We start from the raw sequence: 15,187 nt of genomic DNA on the forward strand, positions 1-15,187 counted from the left end.
TCGTCGGTTTGTGACAGTTCCTAGTGGACCGAGGCCTTCTCGGCGCCGATGCCGGTCAGCGACCGCACCTCCATCTCGGCCTGCTTGGTCTTGTCCTCGTTGTCCTTCGACAGCAGGGTGCCGACGATGCCGAGCACGAAGGCCAGCGGGATGGACACGATGCCCGGGTTGGACAGCGGGAACCAGGCGAAATCCGAGCCGGGAATCATCGACGTCTTCGACCCGGACACTGCGGGCGAGAAGACGATGAGCACGAGCGTCGAGATCAGGCCACCGTACATACTGCACAGCGCACCGGTGGTGTTGAAGCGACGCCAGAACAGCGAGTACACGATGGTCGGCAGGTTCGCGGCTGCGGCGACGGCGAATGCCAGTGCGACGAGGAACGCGATGTTCTGCCCGTTCGCGAGGATGCCGAGGCCGATCGCGAGCAAACCGATCACGACGGCGGTGATCCGCGAGACCTTGACCTGCTTCCGCTCGTCGACGTCGCCCTTCTTGATGACGGACGCGTAGATGTCGTGTGCGAACGACGCCGACGCGGTGATCGTCAGACCCGCGACGACGGCGAGGATCGTCGCGAAGGCGACGGCCGAGATGACGCCGAGCAGGACGACACCACCGAGTTCGAACGCGAGAAGCGGTGCGGCCGAGTTCTGTCCGCCTGCCGACGCGAGAATGCGATCCGGTCCGACGATGGCCGCGGCGCCGTAGCCGAGAACCAGGGTGAACAGGTAGAACGCACCGATCAGGGCGATGGCCCAGACGACACTGCGACGGGCTTCCTTCGCGGTGGGCACGGTGTAGAAGCGCATGAGAACGTGTGGGAGACCGGCAGTTCCGAGCACGAGTGCGATACCGAGCGACAGGAAGTTCAGCTTGGACATGTTGCTGCCGCCGTACTGGGCACCGGGCTCGAGCACGTTCGTCGCAGCGACGGTCTCGCTGGCCGAGCCGGAGATGGTCGCCTGTGCGCTACCGAGCAGGTCGGACAGGTTGAATCCGAACTTCGCGAGCACGAGCACCGTCATGAACAGCGCGCCCGCGATGAGCAGAACAGCCTTGATGATCTGCACCCACGTCGTACCCTTCATGCCGCCGACGAGGACGTAGACGATCATCAGCACACCGACGACGGCGATGACGATGGATTGCCCGGTGCGATCGGAGATGTCGAGCAGCAGTGCGACGAGTCCACCCGCACCTGCCATCTGCGCGAGCAGGTAGAACAACGATACCGTCAGCGTCGACAACGCGGCCGCGGTACGGACCGGACGCTGCTTCAGACGGAAGCTCAGCACGTCGGCCATCGTGAATTTGCCTGTGTTGCGAAGCAATTCGGCGACGAGAAGCAACGCGACGAGCCACGCGACGAGGAACCCGATGGAGTACAGGAAGCCGTCGTACCCGTAGACCGCGATGGCACCTGCGATGCCGAGGAAGCTGGCCGCGGACAGGTAGTCACCGGCGATCGCGACGCCGTTCTGCGGCCCGGAGAATCCGCCGCCCGCGGTGAAGAACTCCGACGCCGTCGCATTCTTCTTGCTCGCGCGAATGACGACGAACATGGTGACGGCGACGAACGCGCCGAAGATCGCGATGTTGACGATCGGTTCGCCGACGGTGGTGTCGGCGGCCTGAGCCAGAACGTTCACGACCGAGCCTCCATTTCGTTGCGAAGCGCTTCGGCGCGGGGATCGAGCTCACGGTTCGCGAACCGGACGTAGATGCCCGTGATGGCGAAGGTGGTCACGAACTGACCGAGACCCAGCAGCAGGCCGACGTTGATGTTGCCCCACACCGGGGTGGACATGAAGTCGTGCGCGTAGTTGCTGAGCAGCACGTAGACGATGTACCAGATCAGAAAGAACGCGGTCATCGGAAAGACGAAGCTGCGCAGGCGTCGTCGCAGCTCCTGAAACTCCGGGCTTGCTTGCATCTCCACGAACGCTTGCGCATCCGGGGGTGTTGTATCCGGCTTGGTCACCGTCGTTGCTCCCTCTTTCGGCCGTCACGGTCTGTGACTCGGAACTGAAGGAGACGATAATGAGAGCCACATCACAAAGGAACGATGCGGCAGCGATCGCACGGTGAACCGACTGTCGATGCGACGAACGGTCGCCGAACGACGACGAACGGACTTACAGCTCGCGCTCGCGATCGCGGCCCATGTCGAGACGTTCCGGCGCGTGCAGCCGGGTGAAGATGCGTCCGACGTCGACAGGCACCGATCGTGCCGTGGCCTTGCTGACCAGGATCATGAGCGCGAACGCGAGCGGAACACTGACCGCCGCCGGGTAGCCGAGAATCGCTGCGGGCCAGCCGGACCACACGGCGTCGGACACTCCGAACACCGACAGCGTCGCCGCGGTGAGGGACACGACGCCGCCGCCGATCAGCCCCGCCGCGGCGCCCGCAGCCGTCAAGCCGCGCCACCAGATTCCGAGCACGAGCAGCGGGCACAACGTCGACGCTGCCACGGCGAACACCAACCCGACCGTGCGCGAGAGATCCAGCGACACCACACCCAGAGACAGAGCAAGCGGGACGATGCCGGCGAGGACGGCCGCGATACGGAAGTCGCGGACCCGACCGCGCAGCACATCGGTGCTGAGCACGCCGGCAATACTGACGAGCAGGCCGGACGACGTCGACAGGAACGCCGCGATCGCACCCGCGGCGACGACGGCAGCGAGCAGTTGGCCTCCGACACCCGACAGGACCGACCCCGGCAGCAGCAACACCGCGGCGTCGGACGTGCCGGTGATCGACAGTTGCGGCACGTAGAGGCGAGCGAACACCCCGAGCAGCGTCGGGAACAGATAGAACACGCCGAGCAGACCCAGCACCGTCAGCGACGTGATGCGCGCGGCACGTCCGTCGGGGTTCGTGTAGAACCGCACCAGCACGTGGGGCAGGCCGAGAGTACCGAGGAACGTCGCGAGAATGAGCGAGTAGACCTGGTACAGCGGGTGCGTCCCGCCCAGTCCCCACCCCGGTTGCGCCCACTGTCGATCCGTCGTCGGCGCCCCCGCGACGACGGGGACCGGCGAGTCCGCGTCGAGAACGAGCGTCGTACCGTCGCCGAGTTCGTGCGTTCCGGGGTCGAGAACGACACGTCCGTCCACGGCCTCCTGGTCGACGGTTCCCCGCGCGGTCACCTCGATCGGCGAATCAACCTGCACCAGAACGTCGGTGGAGATCTCGACGGTCGTCTCACGATCGACGGTCGGTGGCGCCGGACTGCCGACGACGCGGTCGTCCGAGAGAAAATGCATGGCCAGCACGACGGCGGGAACGGCGACGGCCGTGAGCTTCAGCCAGTACTGAAACGCCTGCACGAACGTGATCGACCGCATCCCGCCCCCGACGACGTTCGCGATGACGATGAGACCGACGACGGCCGCGCCGACCCAACTCGGAACGCCGAGAAGGATGTTCAGTGTCAGGCCCGCACCCTGGAACTGCGGCACCAGATACAGCGCGCAGATGATGACGACGACGAACATCGCCAGTGTGCGCAATCGCCGTGAGCCGAGGCGGAACTCGGCGAAATCCGGGACGGTGTACGCCCCGCTGCGTCTCAAGGGCGCGGCGACGAACAGCAGCAGTCCGAGGTAACCCGCGGTGAATCCGATCGGATACCACAGCGCGTCCGCACCGTATTTCGCGATGAGACCGGCGACGCCGAGAAACGACGCAGCCGAGAGGTATTCACCGGAGATCGCCGCCGCGTTCCACCTCGGCCCGACACTGCGCGACGCCACCAGGAAGTCCGACGTCGTGCGTGCCAGTCTCACGCCGTAGACACCGATCGCGACCGTGGCGACGGCTGCGAGCAGCAGCGCGGCAACCGTCACCCAAGGCACGGTCTCCATCTACGCGGTGTCCATCTAGTCGTCCACGAGGTCGACGAACTCGTGTTCGTTGCGGTCGGCCTGACGCACGTACACCCACCCGACGACCAGCAGCAGCGGATAGACCGCGACACCCAACACCAGCCACGGCAGCCGAATTCCGAACAGCGTCGCGTCGGCGAACGCGGGCACTACGAGGGACACGAGCGGAATGGCGAACAGCACGGCCAACGTCAGCAGCGCCAACCGGACGGACAGCATCAGTTGTGCACGTACGAGACCACGGACCATCGCGTCGCCGACTTCGGTCTGCTCCTGGACCTCGACGCGGGTGCGCACCATGCGTGCTCCGCGCCTGCCCGCGAGAACGACGCGTTCCCTCGGCCGGCGTCGTGGCCCGGTCACCGGCTCGACCAGGACTGCAGCGGACCGCGGACCAGTCGGTCCTTGAGTTCTCTGGTGTGACGGCGACTCACCGGCAGTTCGGTGGCGGGCAGTGCGCCGTCGGCGCGCAGGCACACGACCAAACCCGAACCGACACTGCGGATTCCGGTCACGAGCGCGAGCGACACGAGGAAAGATCGGTGTACCCGAAGGAAACCACTGCTCCCCCAGCGGCTTTCGAGTGTCGAGATCGGGATACGCACCAGATGCGAGCCGGACGTGGTGTGCAGCCTGGCGTAGTCGCCCTCGGCTTCGACCCATCCGACGCTCGAGCGTTGGACGAGCGTCGTCGTCCCGGCGAGTTCGACGGGAATGATCTCGTCCGAGGCGACGGCGTCCTGCGGTTCGCTCTGTCTACCCGCCGACACGATCCGGCGAAGCGATTCCGCGAGCCGCTCCTCGCGCAGCGGTTTGAGCAGATAGTCGACCGCTCCGAGGTCGAATGCCGCGAGTGCACGGTCGTCGTGCGCGGTCACGAACACCACGGCAGGCGGGCGCGCGAAATTCGACAGGATTCCAGCGAGTTCCATGCCGTCGAGTCCGGGCATGTTGATGTCGAGGAACACGGCGTCGACAGCAGGGACACCCGGTCCGGCGGGATGTTGCAGCCGACGCAAGGCAGTGGTGGCGTCCGAGGCCGTACTGACCTCGGCCACCGACTCCTGTCTGCTCAGCAGAAAGGCAAGCTCGTCGAGCGCGGGTTTCTCGTCGTCGACCGCGAGCACGACGAGCCCTGTCGACGACGCAGTATCCACGGACGTCATCGTGCCAGACGCGCCGGTCATGCCCGAATACCTGCTCGAAATTTCGGTACCCGCATGCTGACCTTCGTTCCGGCGCCCGGCGCGGTGTCGACGACGAGTCCGTAGTCGTTGCCGAACGCTGCACGCAATCGGTCGTCGACGTTGGACAGTCCCACGTGCGCACCTTCCTCCACGTTCAACGAGCCCGAGCGCAACATGTCCGGATCCATGCCGACGCCGTCGTCCTCGACGCTGATCAGACAGTCGGTCCCCTCGTCGGCGGCGACGATGGTGATGGTGCCACCGCCCGAACGTCCGGACAGCCCGTGTCGAACCGCGTTCTCGACGAGCGGTTGCAGCGCGAGGAACGGCAGCACCACGCTCAACACCTCGGGCGCGACCCGCAGCGTCACCTGCAGAGTGTCGCCGAAGCGGGCGCGTTCGAGAGTCAGGTAGCGGTCGATGTTGCGCAGCTCGTCGGCCAGCACCGTGAATTCGCCTGCCGTCCGGAACGAGTAGCGCGTGAAGTCGGCGAACTCGAGCACCAGCTCGCGAGCCCGGTCCGGGTCGGTCCGCACGAACGACGCGATCGTGCCGAGTGCGTTGTAGATGAAGTGCGGACTGATCTGCGCTCGCAGTGCGCGTACCTCGGCGCGATCCAATCGAGCGCGCGACGCGTCGAGCTCGGCGAGTTCGATCTGCCCGCACGCGTACCGGGCGACCTCCGAGATCGCGCCGAGCATGCCCGGCCCCGGCACCGACGTCGTCACGGCTCCGAGAACGCCGACGACGCCGACGTCCTCGATCAGCAGCGGTTGCGCGATGACAGCACGTACCGCGTGATCCGGCCCCAGCGGATACGACAGCAGCACGCGTCGCTCACCCTCGATCGCACGGGACGACGCCTCCAGAAACGGCCCCGCCAGTTCGTCGTAGGGGCCGTTCCACGTCAGCAGTCTCGCGTCCGCGTCGGCGACACCGAGCGCATCGCCGCCGGTCAGGGCCCGCAGATGCGGTGCCGCCTCGGCGGCGGACTCCGCGTCCAACCCTTGCCGCAGCGGGCGCGCAGCCAGGGATGCGGTGTGGAGCGTCGAATGCACGGCTCGTTCCTCGGGCGTCGTCAGCGCGCGACGGCCACGGAAGCTGATCAGCGCGATCGCCGCCACCGCACACGCGGCGATGACGGCGAGCCAGAGAGGCGCAGAGTTCACTCGGGCTGCCGCTCCGCGTCGAGCTGCGTCGGTCGATCCAGCACGGCCCTCAGCCTCCTGCGCAGGTGTTCGGTGCGGGCACACCCGCGAAACGGTCGGACAGCCACGACACTCCGTACGGAATCGCAGCCTGGTCGGAATGACCTTGTCCCGGGTCCCGCCGGAGTTCGACGACGTCTCCCAACGAGCATGCCTCGGCGACGGCGTCCTGTGTCCACTTCGGGTCGATCAACTGATCCTGGTCGCCGACGAACGCCGCCAACGGAACCGACGACTGCGCACGCGGAAGCGCGACGGACGTCAGCCACTCCTCCATGCGCAGTCGTGACGCCTCGGTGGCAGGCGCGGAATCGCCGGGCGTCAGACGCGTTGCGGCTTCGGCCTTCTGCACTCCGAGCAGATCCGTGCACGCGGTGAGTGCACGTCGTTCGCTGCTCAGGACGCCGCGGATGTACTCGGACGCGTCGACGTCGGGCTGCCGAAACTGCACACCGTCGACCAGGAACGGCGTCAGCAACGCCTGCGGAAGGGTCGGTGTCGCACCGCTTCGATACAGCGGGCTCAGATCCAACACGGGCGACAGACCGACCGCGCCGACGAGATCGAGACCGTCAGCGTAGTCCGCGCGCTCCGCCGCAGCCCAGACCGCCTGTCCTCCTTGCGAATTGCCGATGGCACCCCATCGCGTTCCGGTTCCCGGCACGAGCGCACGTGCCGCACGCACGATGTCGATCACGTTGTACGCGGCGGCGTCGGGATCGAGATACGGGTGCGGTCCGTCGGTGCCGATACCCTCGTAATCGGTGACGGCGACGACCATGCCGCGTTCGAGGAACGGTGCGACGGTTCCGATGGTGCCCAACAGGTTCGGATACAGCGACGGTGCACATTCGTCGGTGACGCCCGTGGTCCCGTGCGCGACGGACACGACGGGCCATCCACCCGCGGGCGGCGCTCCGCTCGGTGCGAACACGACGCCCGACACCTCGGTACCTGCAGTGCCGTCCCCTGACGTGGACCGGTAGACGACGCGGGTCGCCGTCGCACCGAGCACACGGACCGCGAAGTCCGCATGACCCATGGCGAACGACGAGACCACTGCGCCCCTCTCGTCGCCGACCGGGGCTGCAGGCACGACCGCCGAATGCGGCTGTGTTTCCGCCTGTGGCTTCGTCTCTGCCTGTGGCTGAGCGCAACCCGCCAGCACGCAGACCGCGACGGCCAATATCGCTGCCACCCGCGTCACCGAATACGCCGTTCGATTCGCGCCTCGGCGGCAGCCTCCTCGACGTCGAGACCGTCCAGAACCTCCCGCAGCACCTCGTCGTCGAGATCGCCGGAGTCACGCGCTTTCACGAGCGCAGTTCGCTGCGCCGCCAAAACGTTTCGTCGCAACCGGTCGAACGTCGCACTCACCGACTTCTTCCGTTCCTCGTGGTCCTCGGCCGCGTCGGCTTCGAGTCGGGCGCGGACCGAGCGTCGCACTCGGTCGAGCACCGCGTCGACCGATTCCTTGTCGGACCCCGAGATGCCGTCGGAGGCCACCTCGGACAGGTACGTCTCGGCGGCTGCCCGAGAAATCGCGCGGGCCAACGCATGCTGCTGCTCCGTCTGCTGCTGCTCGAGCGGATCCGCGACGTCGAGGCGGCGGATCAGCATCGGCAGCGTCAGACCCTGGATCAACAGTGTTCCGACGGCAACGACGAACGCGACCGCCTGGATGACGCCGCGGCCCGGGAAAGGATCGCCCGTCACCGTCACGAGTGGTACACCCGATGCCGCGGCGAGCGTGACGACACCGCGCATCCCGGCCCAGGACAGCACGAGGTTCTGCCGCCACGTGAGACCCACCGCATCGGTGCCGGAGGATCCGTTCCGTCGCAGCAGTTTTCGGCTTGCGGCCCGTCGACCGGTGTTGACGAAGATCCACGCCGGCCGCACCGCGATGACGACCGCGAGAATAAGCAGCGAGTAGGCGAAGATGTGCAGCACGGGCAGGCCGTTCCGTTCGACCTCTGCGATGACCGACTTCAGCTGAAGACCCATGTACGCGAACACGAATGCCTCGAGCAGCAGGTCCAGGGTCGGCCACACCTGCCGCTCCTGGATTCGCGTCGTCACCGGGACGTCGGCGGTGACGCGTCCGAGCACGAATCCCGCCGTCACCACGGCCAGCACACCCGACGCGTGTATCTCCTCGGCGGCGAGGTACGCGGCGAACGGAAGAACGAGGCCGAGAACGGTTTCCAAGGCCGAGTCCTGGATACGGGATCGGACGAAACGCACGATTCTCGCCAGTATCAGCCCGATCAGAACTCCGCCGACGATCTCGTATGCGAAGAACAGAACGGGCGAGTCGATGGCGATCTTCTTACCGGTAACCGACGCGACCGTGAGGGTGAACAGTGTCAGTGCGGCGGCGTCGTTGACGAGACTCTCACCCGTCAGGATCGCCATCATGCGCGACGGCAGGCCGAGCTTTCGGCCGACGGCGACGGCCGCGACCGCGTCGGGAGGTGCGACGACGGCGCCCAGCACGAGTGCTGCACCGAGGGTCAGTTCCGGGACGAGCCAGTTGGCGAAGTAGCCGACGGCGAAGGTCGTCACGACGACCATGATGATGCCGAGCCGCAGGATATGGCCGAGGTTCTTACGGAAACTGACGAACGAGAAGTCGAGCGCAGCCGAGTACAGGAGCGGGGGCAGAACCGCACCGAGGATGAGATCCGGCGCGAGGGTGATGTGCGGGACGCCGGGAACGAACGATGCGATGGACCCGACAGTCACCAGGACGAGCGGAACCTGCAGATCGAGACGCTTCGCGAAACCGGCAACTGCGACGGCGGCAATCACCACGAGGAGAAGAATCGGTCCGTCCACACGAACATAGTGCGCCAACGCACCCGTGCGTGGATAGTTGGCCCAGGGGCCGTGTCCAGGGGCCGACTATTCACGCACGGGCGCTACGCGCCTACTTTTCCGGAATCGCCTTCTTCGCGGCTTCCTGAACCTTGTCGACCTTGTCGGAATACTTGCCGCCGGTCTTGTTGTCGATGAAGTCACCGGCCTTGTCGACGGCGCTCTCGATCTTGTCCGAGTTCTCGGCAGCGGCCTTCTTGCCCTTGTCGACGAGACCCTTCAGATTGTCTGCGAAACCCATGATCGCTCCATCTCGTGTGGTTGTGTCCGACCCCGAAAAGCTTACTCAGGCCGGTGCGCCTGCAAACAGGCGTCGTCTTTCTCCGTGCAGCGCCGCACTGATCCACCAGGCTGCTTCGACTGCCACGATGCCGATTGCGCCGATGACGAGCGCCGTCGTCGTCAGGGCGATGTTCGACGGGTCCAGCTTGAAGAACGTGCGGCAGAACGGGATCGTGAACAGCAGCAGGTAGCCGACGACCGACCCGGCGAGCAACAGAATCTTCCACCACACGTACGGCCGCGCGACGACGGCGAGAACCCAGACGGCGATCATGATCAACGTGATCAGTGCCGTCGTACTGGCTTGCGTCACCTGGGTTTCCGACGCCTCGGGCCCCTGGTACGCGAGCAGGTACGACACGAACGTAGCGACACCGACGATCAGTCCCGACGGCACCGCCAGACGCATGACGCGGCCCACGAATCCAGTGCGTGCGCGTTCGTTGTTCGGCGCGAGCGACAGGATGAACGCCGGAATGCCGATGGTGAACCACGCTGCGATCGTGACGTGCCTCGGCAGGAACGGATACGGCAGTGGTTCGAAGTGGAAGATCTGCGACAGCACACCCGAGATCCCGATGAGAAACGCGAGCAGCACCGAGTACACCGTCTTGGTGAGGAACAGATTCGAGACGCGTTCGATGTTGCCGATGACGCGTCGACCTTCACCGACGACATACGGCAGCGTCGCGAACTTGTTGTCCAGCAACACGATCTGTGCGACCGCGCGCGTTGCCGCGCTTCCCGAACCCATCGCGACGCCGATGTCGGCGTCCTTGAGGGCGAGCACGTCGTTGACGCCGTCGCCGGTCATCGCGACGGTGTGCCCCCGAGACTGCAGCGCGCCGACCATCTGCCGCTTCTGATCGGGACGCACGCGTCCGAAGGTGATGCCGCTTTCGACGGTGTCGGCCAGTTCGTCGTCGTTCTCGGGCAGCGTGCGTGCGTCGACGGGGCTGCCCTCCAATCCGAGCGAGCCCGCGACCGCGCCGACGGACACCGCGTTGTCGCCGGAGATGACCTTGACCGAGACGGACTGGCTGGCGAAGTAGTCGAGGGTCTCGCGGGCGTCGGAACGCACCTTCTGCTCGAGGATCACCAGGGCCCGAGGCGTCACGAGGCCGGGAGCGTTCACGTCGTCGACGGGCAGGTCACTGCTGGCCAACAGCAGGACACGCAGTCCGGACGAGCCCGCATCCTCGGCCTGGCGCGCGATGACAGTGTCCGCGTCGAGCAGTACGTCCGGGGCGCCGAGGAGCCAGTTGCCGTGGTCCCCGTAGGACAGCCCGCTCCACTTCTTCGCCGACGAGAAGGGTGCGACGGCGGTCTCGGTCCAGTTCGGATCGTCGGGAAAGGCCTCGGCAATGGCGAGCACGCTGGCGTTCGGCCGCGGATCGTCGTGTGCGAGGGCAGCGAGCACCTGCGTCAGCAGGCCGCCGTCGCCGTCCTCGACGACACGCAGCTCCGACAGGCGCATACCGTTCTCGGTGAGGGTTCCGGTCTTGTCCGCGCAGACGACGTCGACGCGCGCGAGACCCTCGATCGCGGGAAGTTCCTGCACGAGACACTTGCGCTGGCCGAGGCGAACGACACCGACCGCGAACGCGATCGACGTCATCAGCACGAGGCCTTCCGGCACCATCGGCACGAGCGCGGCCACCATGCCGTTGAGCGCGGGCCCGAGCGACTGACCGCTCGAGAACAGCTGGTTGTAGATGATCAGCGCACCCGCCGGAATCATCAGGTACGTGATGAACTTCAGGATCCTGTCGATGCCGCTGCGCAGTTCGGAATGCACGAGCGTGAACTTGCTGGCTTCCTCGGCGAGCCGGGCGGCGTACGCGTCGCGTCCGACTTTGGTCGCCCGATAGGCGCCGCTGCCCGAGACGACGAAACTTCCCGAAAGTACTTGTGCGCCATCGGTTTTGTGGACAGCGTCGGCCTCGCCGGTGAGCAGGGACTCGTCGACCTCTAGGCTGGCCGTCTCGATGATCTCGCCGTCGACAACGATCTGATCGCCCGGTCCGAGTTCGATGACGTCGCCGAGGACGACCTCGTCGGGCGCGACCTCGCGGGCCACGCCGTCGCGTCGTACGACGGGCTTGTTCTGGCCGACGATGGCCAGTTCGTCCAGCGTCTTCTTGGCGCGAATCTCCTGGATGATGCCGATACCGCTGTTCGCGATGATCAGCAGGCCGAACATGCCGTCAACGATCGACCCGGTCGACAACACGATCAGCAGCAACACACCCAGAATCGCATTGATTCGGGTGAAGACGTTGCCCCGAACGATGTCCTTGACGGACCGACTCGCACGAGCCGGGACGTCGTTCGATTTCCCCTCGGACCGAAGCTGCGCCACCTGCGCTTCGGTCAATCCGCCCTCGCGCTCGTCCGTCTCGATCGACATGGGGGTTAGCCTAATCGGGTCGTTCCTGCAGGCTCCACTCCTGCCTATGCGTTCGCCGTCATCCGAGCCGTGCCCACCAACGGTCGTCGGCGACGCCGTGAGCGACGTCGACCCGCTGACCCGGCATCGGCACTGCCGTCGTGATTCCTGCCTCGTTCGCCGCGGCCTTCAGCCGGACGATCGGCTCCGACCACGGATGGAAGGCGAGGTTGAAGGTAGCCCAGTGGACCGGGACCAGAACACCACCGTTCAGGTCCTCATGCGCGCGGACCGCTTCCTCGGGGTTCATGTGAATGTCGGCCCAGCGCGGGTCGTAGGCACCGACCGGCAGCAGCGTCAGATCGAAGGGGCCGTACTGGGCACCGATCTCGGCGAACTTGACCGTGTATCCGGTGTCACCACCGAAGAAGACGCGATGCTCCGGCCCGGCGAACGCCCAGGACGCCCACTGCGTCAGGTCACGCCTGAGTCCGCGACCGGAAAAGTGCCTGGCCTCGGTACACGTGATGGTCAGACCGTCGATCTCGGTCTGCTCGTCCCAGTCGAGTTCGACGATCCTGTCCTCCGGAATCCGCCAGTGCCGCAGGTGCGCACCGATGCCGATCGGCACGACGAACGGCGCGTCCTGCAGGCTCGCAAGCCGTTGAATGGTCGCCTTGTCCAGATGGTCGTAGTGATCGTGCGAGATGACGATGGCGTCGACCTTCGGAAGCGCGCGCAGCGGCAGAGGCGTCGGATGCAGCCGGGCCGGCCCGAGCGTGCGCGACGGCGACACACGGTTGCTCCACACCGGATCGGCGAGGATCCGTCGACCGTCGAGCTCGATCAGCACCGACGAATGCCCGTACCAGGTGACGGCCGTTTCCCCGGCGTCGACCGGCGCGATCGTCGGCGCCAACGGGACCGGTCGCTGCGGCTTGCCGTGAGATCGACGCTTGAGGAACGACACCAGGAGGGACTCGCCGCTGCCGCCGGTAAAACTCGAGCTCGGCTCGCTGTTGTGGAACCGGCGGTCGCGGTAGCGCGCGGAGTTCGCGGCGTACGGCGCGATCTTCGCTGCGGTGGCACCGATCTGCGCGGGCAGACCCCACGCGGCACGCGTCACCCAGGCAGCAGCTGCTACACCCACGGCAAGAGGCACGATCGATTTGCTCGTCACCGAAGCCACGATAGGTGAACTGCTGCGATCGAGGGCGTGGTCACCGCGTCGATCCCGTCGCCTGCGGTCCCTGACGTGGACCGATGTTCCCGTCGTGTTCTCCCTGGGCGTAACGGCCATCTCCCGCAGCTCGGCGCCCCGGTACGGAAGTAGAATTCTCGATGTCGTTTTTGCTCTGAAAGGAGATCGCACCCAGTCATGACCACCGAACAGCGTGAGTTTCAGGCCGAGACGCGCCAGCTCTTGGACCTGATGGTTCACTCCATCTACTCGAACAAGGACAGCTTCCTTCGCGAGATCATCTCGAACGGGTCCGACGCACTCGACAAGCTGCGGCTCGAGTCGTACCGAAACAAGGACCTCGACGTCGACGTCTCCGATCTTCACCTCGAACTGGAGATCGACAAGGAGGCGCGGGTCCTGACGATCCGCGACAACGGCATCGGCATGACCCGCGACGAGGTCATCGACCTCATCGGCACGCTCGCCAAGTCCGGCACCGCCGAGGTTCGCAAGAAGCTGAAGGAAGCCAAGGACGCGGCCGCGTCCGAAGAGCTGATCGGTCAGTTCGGCATCGGCTTCTACTCGACGTTCATGGTCGCCGACAAGGTCACGCTGCTGACGCGCAAGGCCGGGGAGAGCACCGCGACGCGCTGGGAGTCCGACGGCGCAGGCACGTACGAGATCTCCGACGTCGACGACGCCCCGCAGGGCACGTCCGTGACGCTGCATCTCAAGCCGGCCGACGAGGAGGACCACCTCCACGACTACGCGTCGGAATCGAAGATCAAGCAGCTCGTCAAGAAGTACTCCGACTTCATCGCCTGGCCGATTCGCATCGACGTCGAGAAGACCGTCAAGGCAACCGAAGAGGGCGCCGAGGACACCACCACGATCGAGACGCAGACGATCAACTCGCAGAAGGCACTGTGGACTCGCCCCAAGGACGAAGTGTCCGAGGACGAGTACAAGGAGTTCTACAAGCACGTCAGCCACGCATGGGACGAGCCGCTCGAGGTCATCCCGTTCAAGGCCGAGGGAACGTTCGAATACCAAGCGCTGCTGTTCATTCCGTCGCAGGCGCCGTTCGATCTGTTCATGCGCGAGGGCAAGACGGGCGTGCACCTGTACGTCAAGCGCGTCTTCATCATGGACGACTGCGAAGAGCTGATGCCCGAGTACCTGCGGTTCGTCAAGGGTGTCGTCGACGCACAGGATCTCTCGCTGAACGTTTCACGTGAAATCCTGCAGCAGGACAGGCAGATTCGCGCGATCCGACGACGTCTGACGCGCAAGGTCCTGTCGACGATCAAGGAACTCCAGAGCGAGAACGCCGAGAAGTACCAGACGTTCTGGTCGCAGTTCGGTCGGGCGCTGAAGGAAGGCTTGATCTCCGACTCCGACAACCGCGAGACGCTGCTGCAGGTGTCGTCGTTCGAGTCGACTCATTCCGAGTCGGGCCTCACGACGCTGGCCGAGTACGTGGACCGGATGAAGGACGGCCAGGAGCAGATCTACTACATGACGGGCGAATCCCGTCAGCAGATCGAGAGCTCGCCGCACATGGAGGCGTTCAAGGCTCGTGGCCTCGAAGTTCTGCTGCTGACCGATTCGGTCGACGAGGTCTGGGTCGGCAACGTTCCCGACTTCGACGGCAAGCCATTCCAGTCCATCTCCAAGGGCGAGGTCGACCTCGACACCGAGGAGGAGAAGAAGGAAGCCGAAGCCAAGCGCGAGGAGCAGGACAAGGAGTTCGAAGAGCTCCTGAAGTGGATGAGCGAAACCTTGTCCGAGGACGTCAAGGAAGTTCGCCTGTCGTCACGTCTCACGACGTCGCCCGCGTGCGTAGTCGGCGACGAGTTCAGCTTCTCCCCGCAGCTCGAGAAGATGTACAAGGCGTCGGGACAGTTCATTCCGACGTCCAAGCGCATCCTCGAACTCAACCCGACACACGACTTGGTGACGGGCTTGAAGAAGGCACGCGAGGATCGCAGTGACGACCCTTCGTTGGCCGAGACCGCCGAATTGCTCTACGCCACGGCACTTCTCGCCGAGGGCACCGAGTTGAAGGATCCCGCGAAGTTCTCGCGTCTGCTGGCCGACCGGTTGACGCGGACGGTGTAGGCGACTTCGTCGCACGTGAGTGGGAATGTAGAGCAGGC

Annotated in this window: 12 protein-coding genes; 1 reads left to right on the forward strand and 11 read right to left on the reverse strand. The window is 65.6% G+C overall.

Annotation, left to right across the window (positions count from 1 at the left end; all coding sequences use genetic code 11):
• Positions 1 to 20 precede the first annotated feature (20 nt).
• The 11 genes from DK926_RS09660 to DK926_RS09710 all read right to left on the reverse strand — a co-directional run bounded on the left by DK926_RS09660 (position 21) and on the right by DK926_RS09710 (position 13,025).
• Complete coding sequence (locus DK926_RS09660; RefSeq protein WP_068424600.1) at positions 21 to 1,655, reverse strand: cation acetate symporter; 1,635 nt, start codon at positions 1,653 to 1,655, stop codon at positions 21 to 23.
• A complete protein-coding gene (locus DK926_RS09665; protein ID WP_068424602.1) occupies positions 1,652 to 1,939 on the reverse strand; it encodes a DUF485 domain-containing protein in 288 nt (95 codons plus the stop codon). The genes DK926_RS09660 and DK926_RS09665 overlap by 4 nt, the downstream gene beginning before the upstream one ends.
• 202 nt (positions 1,940 to 2,141) lie before the next feature.
• Positions 2,142 to 3,878 (reverse strand): cation acetate symporter, encoded by a 1,737-nt coding sequence (locus DK926_RS09670; protein ID WP_114330232.1) that lies wholly within the window; start codon positions 3,876 to 3,878, stop codon positions 2,142 to 2,144.
• Positions 3,879 to 3,893: 15 nt separating this feature from the next.
• Positions 3,894 to 4,199: a DUF485 domain-containing protein gene (locus DK926_RS09675; RefSeq protein WP_240931099.1), complete on the reverse strand. Its 306-nt coding sequence runs from the start codon at positions 4,197 to 4,199 to the stop codon at positions 3,894 to 3,896.
• A 59-nt stretch (positions 4,200 to 4,258) separates the two neighbouring features.
• Entirely contained in the window at positions 4,259 to 5,086 is an 828-nt protein-coding gene (locus DK926_RS09680; RefSeq protein ID WP_243636733.1) for a LytTR family DNA-binding domain-containing protein, read from the reverse strand.
• The gene (locus tag DK926_RS09685; protein WP_243636741.1) at positions 5,083 to 6,225 is read right to left on the reverse strand and encodes a histidine kinase; all 1,143 of its coding nucleotides are present in this window, start codon (positions 6,223 to 6,225) and stop codon (positions 5,083 to 5,085) included. Before DK926_RS09685 ends, DK926_RS09680 begins: the two co-directional genes overlap by 4 nt.
• Before the next feature lie 79 nt (positions 6,226 to 6,304).
• Positions 6,305 to 7,492 carry a lipase family protein gene (locus tag DK926_RS09690; RefSeq protein WP_243636734.1) on the reverse strand — a complete coding sequence of 396 codons (1,188 nt, stop codon included), beginning with the start codon at positions 7,490 to 7,492 and terminating at the stop codon, positions 6,305 to 6,307.
• Positions 7,493 to 7,497: 5 nt separating this feature from the next.
• A complete protein-coding gene (locus DK926_RS09695; protein WP_114330235.1) occupies positions 7,498 to 9,135 on the reverse strand; it encodes a Na+/H+ antiporter in 1,638 nt (545 codons plus the stop codon).
• A gap of 91 nt (positions 9,136 to 9,226) precedes the next feature.
• On the reverse strand, positions 9,227 to 9,415 hold the full coding sequence (locus DK926_RS09700) for an antitoxin (RefSeq protein WP_068424611.1): 189 nt from the start codon (positions 9,413 to 9,415) through the stop codon (positions 9,227 to 9,229).
• A gap of 45 nt (positions 9,416 to 9,460) precedes the next feature.
• Entirely contained in the window at positions 9,461 to 11,866 is a 2,406-nt protein-coding gene (locus tag DK926_RS09705; RefSeq protein WP_114330236.1) for an HAD-IC family P-type ATPase, read from the reverse strand.
• A gap of 58 nt (positions 11,867 to 11,924) precedes the next feature.
• Positions 11,925 to 13,025 (reverse strand): MBL fold metallo-hydrolase, encoded by a 1,101-nt coding sequence (locus tag DK926_RS09710; RefSeq protein WP_114330237.1) that lies wholly within the window; start codon positions 13,023 to 13,025, stop codon positions 11,925 to 11,927.
• A gap of 198 nt (positions 13,026 to 13,223) precedes the next feature.
• Between DK926_RS09710 and htpG the strand changes: the two genes are divergently transcribed.
• Positions 13,224 to 15,149, forward strand: a complete 1,926-nt coding sequence (gene htpG / locus DK926_RS09715; RefSeq protein WP_114330238.1) for a molecular chaperone HtpG — start codon at positions 13,224 to 13,226, stop codon at positions 15,147 to 15,149.
• Positions 15,150 to 15,187: the final 38 nt, after the last annotated feature.

Source organism: Rhodococcus sp. Eu-32 (assembly GCF_003336925.1).
GTDB lineage: Bacteria > Actinomycetota > Actinomycetes > Mycobacteriales > Mycobacteriaceae > Rhodococcoides > Rhodococcoides kyotonensis_B.

Excerpts from the sequence above, each read along its gene's own strand:
- DK926_RS09680 (WP_243636733.1), bottom strand. The coding sequence starts at position 5,086 with ATGACCGGCGCGTCTGGCACGATGACGTCCGTGGATACTGCGTCGTCG.
- DK926_RS09700 (WP_068424611.1), bottom strand. The coding sequence starts at position 9,415 with ATGGGTTTCGCAGACAATCTGAAGGGTCTCGTCGACAAGGGCAAGAAG.
- DK926_RS09665 (WP_068424602.1), bottom strand. The coding sequence starts at position 1,939 with ATGCAAGCAAGCCCGGAGTTTCAGGAGCTGCGACGACGCCTGCGCAGC.
- DK926_RS09675 (WP_240931099.1), bottom strand. The coding sequence starts at position 4,199 with ATGGTGCGCACCCGCGTCGAGGTCCAGGAGCAGACCGAAGTCGGCGAC.
- htpG (WP_114330238.1), top strand. The coding sequence starts at position 13,224 with ATGACCACCGAACAGCGTGAGTTTCAGGCCGAGACGCGCCAGCTCTTG.
- DK926_RS09670 (WP_114330232.1), bottom strand. The coding sequence starts at position 3,878 with ATGGAGACCGTGCCTTGGGTGACGGTTGCCGCGCTGCTGCTCGCAGCC.
- DK926_RS09705 (WP_114330236.1), bottom strand. The coding sequence starts at position 11,866 with ATGTCGATCGAGACGGACGAGCGCGAGGGCGGATTGACCGAAGCGCAG.